This is a genomic window from Agrobacterium salinitolerans (genome assembly GCF_027498475.1).
In the GTDB taxonomy this organism is placed as follows: Bacteria; Pseudomonadota; Alphaproteobacteria; order Rhizobiales; family Rhizobiaceae; genus Agrobacterium; species Agrobacterium salinitolerans.
Genome location: NZ_JAPZLN010000004.1, coordinates 423,495 through 437,389, shown reverse-complemented (window position 1 = coordinate 437,389; position 13,895 = coordinate 423,495). Strand labels below are relative to the sequence as shown.

Below are 13,895 nucleotides of genomic sequence, written 5' to 3'. Positions count from 1 at the left end.
CGCTCACGGCGTCAAAGCCGTTGATAACGCCGCAAGATTTCCAGGATTTTTTCATCCTGCGCTTTATCCGGCAGAAGGGCCGGTTGGCGACTGGCGCCGACGGAAGAGTCCTGGAGATAAAGCGAGCGCTTGACCATGGCCGGTGCGAAGCCGAGGGCGTAGAGATCGGTGCGGAAGTCAGTGTAGATCGCCTGCTGGCGTTCGGCCTCGGTGATATCGCCGGCGTTGAAAGCGTTGAGAATGCCGGCCAGGACATCCGGCAGTGCGTTGCCGAGGCCGGAAATGCAGCCCGCCGCGCCGTTCTGTAACGACCAGAGAACGAGGTGATCCGGGCCGGAATAGACCTCGAAACCCGGCATCTCCTTTGCCACCTGAAGATAGGCTTCGAGCGTCTGCTGAGCGCCGCCGGAATCCTTGATGCCTGCGATATTGCCATGGATGGCGAGTTTGCGTGCGGTTTCAGGCTCTATGTGGTTCTGGGTGCGGGCGGGAATGTCATAGAGATAGACCGGCGTTTCAACGGCATCGGCCACTGTCGAGAAATGGCGGATCAGGCCATCCTGCGTGCAGGCGATGAAGAAGGGCGTGATGACGGCGATACCGTCGACGCCGATGCGGTCGAAGGCTTTGGCAAGTTGCAGGGTTTCGAATGTGGCGGGCATGCCCGCATTCACGATGACCTTGGCACGGCCGGCAACTTCGTCCACCACCTCTTCGGTCAGCCGGATTTTTTCCGCATGCGTCAACGCGGTAAAATCGCCATTGGTCCCGGCGCACATAATGTTGTTACCGGCCGCCACCTGGCGGCGCACCTGCGCGCGGGTTGCCTCATAGTTGATGGTTTCGTCCTCGTTGAAACAGGTAACGAGCGCGACGAAAGCTTGTTTGCTCATGAAAGAACTCCGCTTGAATTTGCGACGGCATCGCCGGAAACGGACGGATGACGCTGGGATTGCATATCAGGGTCTGGATCGAGGCTCGCGGACAGAAGGGCACGGGTATAGGCCTCGCACGGCGCTTCGAACACCTGTCGGACGGTACCGAACTCTACAATCTCTCCCCCCTGCATGACCATGACGTGATCGGCAAAATCCCGAACAACCGGCAAATCATGCGCGATGAAGATGAAGGAGAGGCCCATTTCGCGGCGCAGCTTATCCAGAAGTGCTATGACCTGCGCCTGAACCGAGACATCGAGAGCCGAGACCGCTTCGTCGCAGATGATGAGCTTGGGTTCCAGCGCCAATGCGCGGGCAATCGCGATCCGCTGCCGCTGACCGCCGGAGAACTGGTGCGGATAACGGCGCATATGTTCCGGCGAGAGACCCACCTGATGCAGCAATTCGGCAACCCGTTCACGCCATCTTGCCTTGGGCAATATCTCCGGATGGATGACCCAGGCCTCGGAAATTAATTGAAACACGGTCATGCGCGGATTGAGCGACTGGGTGGGGTCCTGAAACACCATCTGCAAATCGCGCCGGAGCGCAAAAAGTTCAGCAGGCGAGAGCTTGAAAAGGTCGCGGCCCTTCCACAAGGCGCTGCCCGCATCCGGCTCGTCCAGCCGCAAGAGAATACGCGCCAGCGTCGATTTGCCAGAACCGCTTTCACCGACGACGGCAATGGTTTCTCCGGGCATGAGGTCGAAGGAAATGCCCTTCAGCGCCTCGAAGGCGCCGTAACGCTTGCGCACGTCACGCACGCTGAGCAGCGCTTCGCCCACCCCCTGCGGCTCATGCATGTCGCCCTTGCCGGGTGCTGCGCTGATGAGCTTGCGGGTATAGGGGTGTTGCGGATTTCGATAGACCTCGCGAACCGTGCCGGCCTCGACCAGAACACCCTTTTCCATCACAACCACGCGATCGGCGATTTCGGCGACGACGCCGAGATCGTGAGTGATGATGAGCACGGCCATGCCGGTTTCCCGCTGCAATTCCTTGAGCAGCGAAAGCACCTCAGCCTGCACCGTCACGTCAAGCGCGGTGGTCGGCTCATCGGCGATCAGGAGATCGGGCCGAAGCGCCAGCGCCATGGCGATCATGACGCGCTGGCGCTGACCGCCGGAAAATTCATGCGGATATTTCTTCAAGGCCCCGTCCGGGTCAGGAATGCCGACGCGGGCGACAAGCCGCCTCGCCTCCGTTTCCGCCGCCGCCTTGCTCATGCCATGGGTGGTCATCGCCTCGCGGATCTGCCAACCGACGGTATAGACCGGATTGAGGTGGCTAAGCGGGTCCTGAAAGATCATGGCGATGCGCCGGCCGTTGATCTCGCGGCGCGCCTCGGTCGGCATGGTCAGAAGGTCCTGACCGTCGAGCAATATCTGACCGCCGCCGATATGTCCGGGCGGCATGTCGATGAGGTTCATGATGGCCGAGGACGATACCGACTTGCCCGAACCGCTTTCGCCGAGGATGGCCAGCGTTTCGCCACGGTCGATATGGTAGGAGACATCCTTTACCGCATGGACGACACCGCTTGCGGTGTGGAACTCCACGGACAGGTTGCGCACGTCGAGAAGACGGTCAGCCATGCTTGCGGCCTTTCATTTCCAGGCGCCAGCGCTGCACGGGGTCAAGCGCGATGCGCAGCCAGTTGGAAAGCAGGTTGAGCGACAGGGTTGTGAGGATGATGGCAAGTCCCGGCCAGAAGGACAGCCACCAGGCATTGGTGAGATATTGCCGCCCCTGCGAAATCATCAGGCCCCAGGTGATTTCCGGCGGCTGAATGCCGATACCGAGGAAGGACAGCGCGCTTTCCGCCAGCATCACATAGGCGAAATCAAGCGTGGCAAGCGTCGTCAGCGTCGGCAACACGACGGGCAGGATGTGGCGGAACAGGATGCGCTTGCCGGATGCGCCCATCACGCGCGCCGCCTGCACAAACATACGCTCGCGCACTTCAAGCACCTCCGCCCTTGTCGTCCGGATGTAAACGGGAATGCGGGTGATGGCGAGAACCAGCATCAGGTTGAGGATGGAGGAGCCGAGCAGATAAAGCACGATGACCGCAATCAAGAGCGACGGGAACGACATGATAACATCAGCAAGCCGCATGATGATCTGACCGGCACGGTCGGAGGAAAAACCGGCAATCAGCCCGAGCACGGCGCCGGTAATGGCGGAAAGAAGCACCGCGCCGGCGGCGATCATCATCGTGTTTTGCGTGGCGGCGACAATGCGCGCGAGAAGCGAACGGCCGAGCGCATCCGCCCCCAGCCAGAAATACCACTCGCGCTGCCAGTCGAACGGGGCGAGGTTGCGCCCGCGCAGGTTCTGTTTCGTCGCCAGATCGCCAAGCCATGCCGGGCCGACAAAAGCGAGGATAACGACGACGATGAGGAAGATCGCGGCGCAGAGCGCGAATTTATCCGCCCACAACATGCGCAGCATACGTGTTGCGAAGGACGGCTCGGCGGTGATCTCGTTGTCGGCGCTGGAAAGGCTCATGGCTGAACGGCCTCCTCAGTGCCGGATACGCGGATCAAGGAGCGCATAGGCGATATCGATCAGAAGATTCATCAGGAAGATCGCCAGCGCGGTCACGAGAATGGCGGCCAGCACGACGTTGAAATCGCGCTGAAGAATGGAATCGATCATCAGCTTGCCAACGCCGGGAAAACCGAAAATCGTTTCGACGATGACGGCGCCATTGAGAAGGCTTGCCGCCTGATCGCCAATGACGGTGATGACCGGCAGCATGGCGTTTCGCAAAGCATGGATGAAAATGATCGGACCCGACTTCACGCCCTTGGCGCGCGCCGTCTTGACATAGGCCGAGGACAAAGCACCGATCATCGAACCGCGCACCACCTGCACGATAATGCCGAAGGGGCGCACAAAAAGGACTGCGATCGGCAATATCCAGTGCAGCACGGAGCCCGTTCCCGACGTGGGCAACCAGGCGAGATTGACAGAGAAGACGACGATGGCGACGATCGCCAGCCAGAAATCCGGCACGGATGCACCGATGAGCGAGATACTGGAAGCCATGCGGTCGAAGAAGCCACCAGAGCGGAAAGCCGCAAGCGAACCGATGACTATGGCGGCGGAGGTAACGAGCGACATGGTGATGACAGCGAGCCAGAGCGTCCAGACAAAAGCCTCCAGCACCACATCCAGCGCCGGGCGCGCTTTTCTCAGTGATTCTCCGAGATCACCCGTCATCACATCGCCCGCATAGCGCAGGAACTGCACCGTCAGCGGATCGTTCAGCCCGTGCAGCGCCCGAAACTGCTGCTTCAACTCCTCCGAAGCCTCCACCGGCAGAAACAATGCGGCCGGGTCCCCCGTCAGGCGCGACAGGAAGAAAACCATCACGATGAGGCCGATCAGGGAGATCAAGCTCGCAACGGAACGTTTTCGGATGAAACTCAGCATGGTTGCCTCCGGTTTTTCAATGCGGCGGCGAAGCTTTCGCTGCGCCGCCGCTTCTCAATTGACAAGACGCGGGGTCTTATTTGATGCCGATTTCCGAAAGCTGCAGCATCGAGTTCGTGGAGATGGTGGGCTTGAAGTCCAGCCGCTCCGAGACGCGGGAGAAGCCGACCATGTGGAACAGCAGCACGTCGGCCACCACATCGTCGTGCAGATAAGCGATGAGTTCCGACCAGAGCTTGGCGCGCTCGTCACCGACCGCTGCGGATGCACGTTCAATCAGATCGTCAACCTTCTTGTCCGAGAAGCCGGACTGTGTGCCCTTGGTGGCATATTTGAAGAACATGGTGAAGGACGGGTCGCCCTTGGAATTGTCGTGCATGGCGGCGACAATCTGCGGTCCGCGGCCTTCCTTGAAGGGCTTGGAATAATAGCTTTCGTGCTCGGCCACTTCCACGAATTTCAGGTCGATCTTGAAGCCGACATCCTGCAATTGCTGCTGGATCGCCTCCATGATCTCGGTGACGTTGGGGAAATTCGCGGTACGCGCGATGATGGTGATCGGCGTATCCACCTTCACACCGGCAGCCTTTGCTTCCTCGAGCAGCTTTTTTGCGCCCTCGGGGTCATAGGGGAAGACCTTGACGTCGGGGTTCCAGCCAAGCGTTGTCGGTGGAACGAGCGCGGTGGCCAGCACGGCGCCTTCTGGAACCAGCGTGCCGAGGAAGGCCTGCCGGTCGATGGCGAGGTTGAGCGCGCGGCGCACCCGCACATCGTTCAGCGGCTCAATATTGTGATCGAGACGCATATAGACCGTCTCGCTGTCGAGATAGGAAAAGTCGGTCTTCGTATTGGTGGCGTCCAGCTGGGAAATCGAAGGCGAGAGATCGGCTTCGCCGGTCTGTACCATGGCCGCGCGAACCGAAGGATCGGCGCGGAAAAGATAGGTCGCTTCCGTCACCTGCGGTTTGCCCCCCCAATAATCGTCGCGCGCGGTGAGCACAATTTGCTGACCCGGCGTCCAGTCGGTCAGCTTGTAGGGCCCGGTGCCGACAGGCTCTCGGATGAATTCCATCTTGGTTTCTTCCGGAACGATGGTGACCAGCGACATCAAGAGCGGCAGAATAGGCTGCGCCGGTTCGGCCTTGAAGTCGATCGTGTAGTCATCAACGATTGATGGGGTCACCGTCATGCCACCGAAATAACGACGGGACTCGCAGGCGTTCTTGTCGCTCATAATGCGTTCGAAGCTGTGCTTGACGTCCTTGGCATCGAACGCCGTGCCGTCGGAAAACTTTACGCCTTCACGCAGGTGGAAACGCCAGCTTCCATCGGCATTCTGCTCCCACTTCTCGGCAAGGCGCGGCTGAACACCCTTGTTGCCGCGCACATCAAGCTCCGTCAGCGTCTCGCTGACATTTTCCATGATGATGCGACCGATGTTGGAGCGGGTGGCCATGCAGGGCTCCAGCAGGTCCGCCTCTTCCGCCAGCACGATCTTGATCGGACCCGATGCCGCGAGCGCCGGCGAAACCGCGGCGCTGAAGGAACCCAAGACAAGGGCGCCCGCAATCAATGACTTCTTCATTCCGTTCTCCTCCCAGATTCAGAAATTCAGCAACATGGCGGCGCGCCGCAAGGGGCATTTGAAAAATCCCCGTCTCCTGCATTAAGGAGCATGGCATGCGGATGATTGTCTCCTCCACCCGTTAGCGAAGCATCGACGCTATCACGTTTTTTGTCAATTTATTTTTCGAAGGCAATTTTTATTAAAGCCAAATTCATTAATTTTATTATTTAAAAACAAAAGTTTAATTCCAAAAATCAAAAATATCGAATCCTCATTTTCTATCAAATAAACTTGACAACTTTTTGAATATGTCATTTTCATCGAGACAAGAGGAGACCATGATGACCCCTGATGACATCGCTCGCGCCATGACCGGAGCCATGCATGCTGTGTCGGAAAACCGGCAGGAAGCCTTTCTGCCGTCGCCCATGATTCAGAACCATGCGAGCTTCCTGCACCTTCTGGACGATGGCGCCCTGCTCTGCGCATGGTTCGGCGGCACGCTGGAAGGAAAATCGGATATTTCGATTTTCGCATCCGTACTGACGGCGGGTGCAACCCGGTGGGGACCGCCGCAGCGACTGAGCCACGACCCCTCCCATTCCGAACAGAACCCGGTTGTCTTCACCGCGCCGGATGGCGTTCTGTGGCTGTTTCATACCGCTCAGCCCTCCGGTAATCAGGATGAATGCCGCATTCGCATGGCGCGGATCCACCGCGACGCGACTGCGCCGGAAAAGCTTGTTTCCGAGGAAGGACGTTTTCTCGATCTCCCGCAGGGCTGCTTCATCCGCGCGCCGCTGCGCATCCGAGATGACGGTGCCTGGCTGCTGCCGATCTTCCGTTGCATCCAGCGCCCCGGCCAGAAATGGAACGGTAGCCACGATACGGCAGCGCTCGGCATATCCACGGACAATGGTGCGACCTGGCGATTGCAGGATCTGGAAGAATCGACCGGCTGCGTGCATATGAGCCCGGTTGCGGTGACGAATGGGGACTACGCCGCCCTCTTCCGCCGCCGTCAGGCTGACTTCGTCTACCGCACGCAAAGCGCCGATGGCGGCCGCTCGTGGTCAAAGCCGGAGCCGACCGATGTGCCCAACAATAATTCCTCCATTGCGGTCATCAAGCTCAACAATGGCAGGTTGGCTATGATCTGCAACCCCGTCAATGCCGCGCAGTCGAGCGATCGCCGCGCCTCGCTTTACGACGAACTGGGAGAGGACGACGACAGGCCGGATGCCGATCCGAGCGGCGGGTGCGTTCCCGTCTGGGGCGTGCCGCGCGCGCCTGTTTCGATCTGCCTGTCCGACGATGACGGGCGCAGTTTTGCCACCCGGATCCTGATCGAAGACGGGCCGGGCACCTGCCTTTCGAACGATTCGACCGATGGGCGCAATCTGGAAATGTCCTATCCGTGGCTTCTGGAAGCGCCGGACGGTACGCTGCATGCAAGCTACACCTATCATCGCCGCGCAATCAAATATGTCCGGCTGGCGCCCGGCTGGGCTGACGAGAACGACGGGAGACAAAGATGAGCAATATTATTGGCATCACCATGGGTGATCCCTGTGGTGTCGGCCCGGAAATCACGGTGCGGGCGCTCGCCGAAATGTCCGGTTCGGATCGTGCAGCGACGCGGATTTACGGCAACCTCGCCACGCTGGAAGCGGCGCGGGATGCGCTCGGCGTTGATATCGATCTTTCTCAGCACGTGGTCGACCTGCCAGTGGAGGGTGCGCCGCTGCCTTGGGGTACATTGTCGCCTGTTGCCGGAGACGCCGCGTTCCGCTTTATCGAAAAGGCTGTTCGCGATGCCGAAGCGGGCGCAATCGGCTGCATCGTTACCGCGCCGATCAACAAGGAAGCCCTGAACCTCGCCGGTCACCATTATGATGGCCACACCGGCATGTTGCGAAGCCTCACCGGCTCCTCGACTGCCTATATGCTGCTCGCCTCCGAACGGTTGAAGGTCATTCACGTTTCCACCCATGTCTCCTTGCAGGAAGCCATTACCCGCGCGACGACGGAGCGCGTGCTTGCGACCATCCGCGCCGGCAACGCGCATCTGAAACGCATCGGTTATGGTCAACCGCGCATCGCGGTTGCCGGCATCAACCCGCATTGCGGTGAAAACGGCCTGTTCGGCAATGAGGATGACAATCAGATCGCACCGGCGGTCGCCGCCGCACGCGCCGAAGGCATCGAAGTTCAGGGACCGATTTCCGCCGATACCGTGTTCCACCGGGCTTATTCCGGCGCTTTCGATCTCGTCGTCGCGCAATATCACGATCAGGGCCATATCCCGATCAAACTTGTCGCTTTCGACACCGCCGTCAATGTCTCCGTCGATCTGCCGATAGACCGCACCTCCGTCGATCACGGCACGGCTTTCGATATCGCCGGCAAGGGCATCGCCAATCACGGCAACATGAATGCGGCCATCGCCTATGCGCGCAAGCTGGTGGCCGGCAAGGATCGAAAGGGATGAGCACCATGTCAACAGCTCCCATTCTCATCCATCAGCCACGCCGGCTCGCCGTTGGCGCTGGCACCGTTTCACAGGTCGGCGTCTGGGCGGGGAAAACCGCATCGACCCTCGTTATCGCCACACCGCTGACGGCCAAATTTGCCGAACGGCTGCAATTGCCGGGTCCTTTCACTGTCTTCGACGCCATTCCCGGCGAGCCGGACACCACAACGCTCGAAGCCGCCCTTGCCGCGGCAAGCGCCGCCAAGCCGGATCTCGTCATCGGCCTCGGCGGCGGTTCGGTAATGGATGTGGCGAAGCTGGTCGCGGCGCTCTGGAATTCCGGCCAGACGCTTGAGGATGTGGCTGGACCGAACAGGGTTGCCGGGCGCAACACGCGGCTGGTGCAGATCGCCACCACCGCCGGAACCGGCTCCGAAGCCGGCATCCGTTCGCTTATCACAGACCCGGTAAAAGGCAGCAAGATCGCGGTCGAAAGCCCTCATCTGATCGCGGATTTCGCCGTGCTCGATCCGGAACTCACCTATTCGGTCCCATCAGCCGTTACGGCGGCAACGGGTGTGGATGCCATGGCCCATTGCGTCGAAGCCTTCACCAACCGCAAGGCCCACCCGATGATCGACGGTTTCGCACGCATGGGATTTGCACTGGTCGGTAAATATCTGGCGCGCGCCGTCCGCGATGGTGCGGATACTGAAGCGCGGGAAGGCATGATGCTTGCCTCGTATTATGGCGGCATCTGCCTTGGTCCGGTCAATACGGCCGCCGGCCATGCCATCGCCTATCCGCTCGGCACGCTTCTTAACCTGCCGCACGGGCTGGCGAACGCCATCGTCTTTCCGCATGTTCTGGCCTTCAACCAGCCCGCGGTTTCTGCGAAGACGGCGGAGGTGGCGGGAGCGCTCGGGCTTCGCGAACATCTTTCGCCTGATGATTTGCGCAAGGCGGCGACGGATTTCTGTGCCGGACTCGGCATCGAAATGTCGCTTGCACGGCACGGCGCCATTGAAGCCGATCTTCCCCGCTACGCTGAGAATGCGCATGCCATCCGCCGGCTGATGGACAACAACCCCGTCGACATGAGCCTCGAGGATGTGCTCGGCGTTTATCGCCACGCCTTCTGAGCAAAATTCCGGTGCGCGGGCGCGCGCATCGGTCTTCGGTCACCCGCTTAATCCGTGTGCGAAGACTCAAACAGGCGGTCGCGCGATCCGGTCAGGTGCTGGAGCATCAGCTGGCGTGCCGCCTCTGCATCCCCATCGGCAATCGCCTTTGCGATTGCCTCATGCTCGGCAAAAACACGCGTCAGGCCGGATGCTTCCCGCTTCAATGACATGCCGTGGAACTTCATTCCCACGGCAATATGGTCTTTCAGCGCTTCCATCGCAGTGGAGAAATAACTGTTCCGCGCCGCCCGTGCGATGGCGAGATGAAACTGATAATCGGCATCCTCGCGGTGGGACTGGCGATTGGTCGCATCCCGCATCAGTTCGAGCGCCTTCCGGATCGCCGCAAGTCTCTCACCATCGTGCCGCAGAGCCGCCGCTGCCGCCGCTGCCGGCTCCAGCGTCAGCCTGAATTCGTAACAGTTGAGAAGGTCCGCGACGTTTTCAAGCTGTCCGAAGCCGAGCGGCTCGCGCAGGCCGAAGGCCCTGACATAGCTGCCGGAGCCTCTGCGGGAATAGATGAAACCCTGTTCGCGCAGCCGCCGGAGTGCCTCGCGCACCACCGGTCGCGATACTTCGAATTCCATGGCGAGTTCATGCTCGGTCGGCAGCCGCTCATCCGGCTTGTAGGCGCCGGATTTGATCGCGCGGTGCATTCTCTCGAAAATAATGTCCGGAAGTGCCTTGCGCGCCGTTTCTTTCATCAGCCCCATCTGGTCAGCTCTCTCCAGCGTCATTGTCGCCAAGCATCATTTTCGCGATCCGTTTCAACGTGTCAGCTTGCCCAAAACCGCCGGACTTCGCAATGATGCATTGATCGCCGGACCAGCCCACGCCGAGACCCGGCAGGCATTCGCCGGCAAGACGCAAGCGCGAAACGCCCATGGCCCGCAGCACGGCCTCCGCCGTGGCTCCACCTGACAACAGCAGTCTCGCCGCTCCGGCGGTAAAATGCGGCACGACGCCTTGCGCCAACCGGTCTGAAACCGCAAGCGGCGACAGATTTTCCGCACCCTGCGTCGCTTGAACCAGCATCAGACCGGCACCGTCATCGGTGTGGCGGGGCATGACGCCATTCGGCGCCTCAATGATCGAAACAGGTCCAACGCTTTTGAGAACGTCAATCTGCTCCACCGTGATCGGATCGCGAGACCCGATGACAAAAAGCCCCTTTCCGGCCGGAATGATCGCGGCCTCAGGAACAGCCTGCGCCGTCATCGCCTCAGCCAGCGCCTCGGCAAGCCCGCGCGCGCCGACCAGAAGATCGGCCCCTTGCGCCTGCGCGGCGGCGAGAGCCTCGGCGATTTCGCCCTTTGATCGCGTATCGGGTATCGTGCAACGGTCGGCATGCCCGCGAAGCCTTTCATGAACCGGAATGGCAGCGTCGACGCCAAAGCCGGAAACGGCTCCGCCAATAACGACGCGTCCGAAATCCGGAATTGCGGGCGCGACAAGCGCGTGGCGATAGGAAATCGCATCCATTTCCGCCGCAATATGCCCCTTCAGGCGGGAATCGATCTTCTTGAAAAGGATGGTATCGACCGGAATCATCCCCAGCAGTTCCCGCGTGCGGCGGCGGGCTTCATCCGCCTCGCCGTCGCGGCAGCCGAGATTGACGCTAAGGACGGCAGGCGCATCCGCCAACGCCGCACGCGCACCGTCAAGCCCGATGGCAACCTCGGTCGCCAGCCCGCGCCCGGCAAAAGGGGCGGCGGCGTCGAGCGCTCCGGTCAGATCATCGGCAAAAATTAATAGCAAGGGCGATGTCTTCATAAAAGTTGTAATGTTTACTGTCGATAAATTTATTTATAATCAATAGATAAGTGGATGTGAATAACAAAATTTGCGACACAGCTTTTCGCACTGACCAATCAGCCGCAAAGAGGCTCGAAGGACGAGAGAAAAATCGGAAACGGCAAAAGAGAACGCCAAATGCGAGCCGCAGAAACATCTGGCAAGACGGCCGAGAGATGGCGAACGAACAAGGTCGCTAGATGAACCGGAAGGGCAGACCTGAAATGAGCGCGTTGACGAAACGCTTTTTCTGAAAGCGACCATTCAGCGATACACGCGGCAGCTGCGTCGGCTTTTCAAGGCAACGGGGATCGATAACGCCAGCCTGCGTGGTCACGGCTGCAGAAAATCCTGCGTCGTGAACCGCTTTCGCTTCCCGTTCTCCCACGGCCTTTACCCAGCCATAGGGATAAGAAAAGGACCGTGGCCGGTGGTCGACATAAGCTTCCACCCGACGCGTCGATTCCGCGATCTCATAAGCCAGACGCGTCGCATCGACCTTGCGCATATTCACATGCGTCACGGTATGTGCGCCGAAATGCACCAGAGGGTCTTGCGCCAGCGCCTTGATCTCGTCTTCATCCATGACAAGTTCGTCCACGATCGCGATGGGATCGACGCCATGCTGCCTCGCGACACGATCGATCCTTTCCACCGCCTCGTCTTCCGAAAAATTCTGGACGAAATCTTCAAGCCGCGTGAATGCCTCCGCTTTCTGCGAAGGGCTGGCGCACGCCACCAGTTCCGGCCCCGCCCCGAAATCGAATTCGAAAGACGCGGCTTTCTGCGTCAAGGCAGCAGCGGTTTCCCACCAGAGGCTGCGTGTTCGCTCCACAAAACCCGGCGTGATGAAAATCGTGTAGGGAACGGCATATTTACGGAAGATCGGTGCGGCATACTCGGCATTGTTTCGATAGCCGTCGTCGAGCGTGAAGGCGCAGAAGGACCGGCCCTCGTGATTATCGGCAAGCAGAGCCGGCAGATCGTGCAGATGGACAGGAACAAGACCGCATTCGAGTGCGGCCTGTATCGCCTCTTCCAGAAATTGCGGCGTGACGGACAATTGCACATTGGGTGCGAAAGCCGAAACAACCCCTCCGGGGCGCACATGATGAAGCGTAAAGATTACGCCACGCCCGGCAAAAGACGGAAATGCCGAACGGACGGCCGGGAGAGAACTCACCTCCAGCCCCGCCCTTATGACTCCATATTTCACAAGGCGTTTTATCGGCTGAAAGAAAATTCTCCCCGATTGTCCTGATCTCAGGCCGGGAAGAAGGCGTTTTCTCACGACTCTCGAGACCGTCAGCGGCAGATCGATCAGGCCCGGTAAGGGATCGTTCGGCGCAAAGGCGGCCCAGCTGCGGATCTTGCCCAGAGAAGCAAGGTAGTCACCAATTTTCGCCTGCCCCCTCCGGGCCAATGTGAAAGCGGCAACGGCGTCGCGGACAAGATAGGACCAGGAAACACCCTGCCGCACATCGCCGGGCGGACCGACCGGCTCACCGTTGGCGACCCGCCATAGCAGGGCGCCAAGGTCGACGCCCGCCGCCGAGCAAAGGCCAAACCATGACCATGGACGCGGATTGACATCGAGAAGCTTGAGTTTCCCGTCCCGAGGGTCGAGCTTGAATTCCGCCTCGACCAGCCCGCTATGGCCGGCCGATTTCAGTATTTTTCGGGCCGCCTCCACCGCTTTCCCGTTGTCGACGACCTCGACGCGGGTGCTGGTATAGCCGAAATCGACAGGATATTGCCGGACGCGCCGGGCAGTGAATTCCGCTACCGGCTCTCCGTTCAGCCAGAGCGCCGCGTAGGAGAACTGGCTTTCTCCCCCACCCGGAATGAGTTCCTGCACGACGACATTGCCGACGCCGATCTCTTCACTCGCATCGGCAAAAGCCGTTTTCAAAGCATGGCGGTCATCGGCGCGAATGACTTTTGCCCGGGCGATGGTGGTATCGCCACCCCCCATATTCGGCTTGAGAATGACGGGAAACAATATGTCCAGCGTGTCGATGTCAGCGGCCGATGTCAGTGCATAGGTACGCGGAATATCGACGCCGAGTTCTGCGGCGCGCTGATAAAGCAGCGGTTTTTCGCAGAGCCATTGCAGCTCCGCCCAATCCGGCAAAACGATCTTGTAAAGAGCGGAAAGCTCCTCACGATGCTGCGCAACGAGCTGGACCTCTCCGTCACCGGATGGCACCAGCAGACAGCCCTTCAAACCACGTTTCGCCGCCATCTGACGCAGGAACTCCATTGCTCCGGCGTCGTGCGGGCCATCCCAGCGGATTGTTTCCCGCACGAAGCGCGACCAGCCTGGCAACGGTGAATCATGGGTGAGATAATAGACAGGCACATTCAGGGCGCCGAGGCTGCGCGCAAGGGCGAGCGTGCCGTGAGCGCCGCCGACAATAACAACACCTGGAATGGTCAAAGCCTGATCCTCGTCCTATTCCATATCTTGATCGCAAAAATTGATAAATAAATTGGAT

11 protein-coding genes are annotated in these 13,895 nt (G+C 59.8%); 3 read left to right on the top strand and 8 right to left on the bottom strand.

Features of this window, described 5'->3' with window-relative positions:
• Window positions 1–11 precede the first annotated feature (11 nt).
• From O9X91_RS17200 to O9X91_RS17180, 5 genes are all read right to left on the bottom strand, one after another.
• Complete coding sequence (locus O9X91_RS17200; protein ID WP_137412545.1) at window positions 12–893, bottom strand: dihydrodipicolinate synthase family protein; 882 nt, start codon at window positions 891–893, stop codon at window positions 12–14.
• Window positions 890–2,533, bottom strand: a complete 1,644-nt coding sequence (locus O9X91_RS17195) for an ABC transporter ATP-binding protein (protein ID WP_142913380.1) — start codon at window positions 2,531–2,533, stop codon at window positions 890–892. Before O9X91_RS17195 ends, O9X91_RS17200 begins: the two co-directional genes overlap by 4 nt.
• The gene (locus tag O9X91_RS17190) at window positions 2,526–3,449 is read right to left on the bottom strand and encodes an ABC transporter permease (RefSeq protein ID WP_269833319.1); all 924 of its coding nucleotides are present in this window, start codon (window positions 3,447–3,449) and stop codon (window positions 2,526–2,528) included. The genes O9X91_RS17195 and O9X91_RS17190 overlap by 8 nt, the downstream gene beginning before the upstream one ends.
• Before the next feature lie 15 nt (window positions 3,450–3,464).
• A complete protein-coding gene (locus tag O9X91_RS17185) occupies window positions 3,465–4,379 on the bottom strand; it encodes an ABC transporter permease (protein ID WP_077984726.1) in 915 nt (304 codons plus the stop codon).
• A gap of 76 nt (window positions 4,380–4,455) precedes the next feature.
• On the bottom strand, window positions 4,456–5,964 hold the full coding sequence (locus tag O9X91_RS17180; protein WP_173991335.1) for an ABC transporter substrate-binding protein: 1,509 nt from the start codon (window positions 5,962–5,964) through the stop codon (window positions 4,456–4,458).
• 323 nt (window positions 5,965–6,287) lie between these two features.
• Between O9X91_RS17180 and O9X91_RS17175 the strand changes: the two genes are divergently transcribed.
• The 3 genes from O9X91_RS17175 to O9X91_RS17165 are packed head-to-tail and all read left to right on the top strand — an operon-like array spanning window position 6,288 to window position 9,561.
• Entirely contained in the window at window positions 6,288–7,484 is a 1,197-nt protein-coding gene (locus O9X91_RS17175) for a sialidase family protein (RefSeq protein ID WP_269827170.1), read from the top strand.
• Window positions 7,481–8,437: a 4-hydroxythreonine-4-phosphate dehydrogenase PdxA gene (pdxA, locus tag O9X91_RS17170; RefSeq protein ID WP_269833320.1), complete on the top strand. Its 957-nt coding sequence runs from the start codon at window positions 7,481–7,483 to the stop codon at window positions 8,435–8,437. Before O9X91_RS17175 ends, pdxA begins: the two co-directional genes overlap by 4 nt.
• Window positions 8,434–9,561 carry an iron-containing alcohol dehydrogenase gene (locus O9X91_RS17165; RefSeq protein ID WP_269827169.1) on the top strand — a complete coding sequence of 376 codons (1,128 nt, stop codon included), beginning with the start codon at window positions 8,434–8,436 and terminating at the stop codon, window positions 9,559–9,561. The genes pdxA and O9X91_RS17165 overlap by 4 nt, the downstream gene beginning before the upstream one ends.
• Before the next feature lie 47 nt (window positions 9,562–9,608).
• Here O9X91_RS17165 and O9X91_RS17160 read toward each other — a convergent pair whose 3' ends face one another.
• The 3 genes from O9X91_RS17160 to O9X91_RS17150 form a co-directional block, all read right to left on the bottom strand.
• Window positions 9,609–10,316 (bottom strand): FadR/GntR family transcriptional regulator, encoded by a 708-nt coding sequence (locus O9X91_RS17160; protein ID WP_077984721.1) that lies wholly within the window; start codon window positions 10,314–10,316, stop codon window positions 9,609–9,611.
• A 4-nt stretch (window positions 10,317–10,320) separates the two neighbouring features.
• Window positions 10,321–11,361: a four-carbon acid sugar kinase family protein gene (locus O9X91_RS17155; protein ID WP_269824948.1), complete on the bottom strand. Its 1,041-nt coding sequence runs from the start codon at window positions 11,359–11,361 to the stop codon at window positions 10,321–10,323.
• Window positions 11,362–11,593: 232 nt separating this feature from the next.
• The gene (locus O9X91_RS17150) at window positions 11,594–13,837 is read right to left on the bottom strand and encodes a polysaccharide deacetylase family protein (RefSeq protein ID WP_142913375.1); all 2,244 of its coding nucleotides are present in this window, start codon (window positions 13,835–13,837) and stop codon (window positions 11,594–11,596) included.
• Window positions 13,838–13,895: the final 58 nt, after the last annotated feature.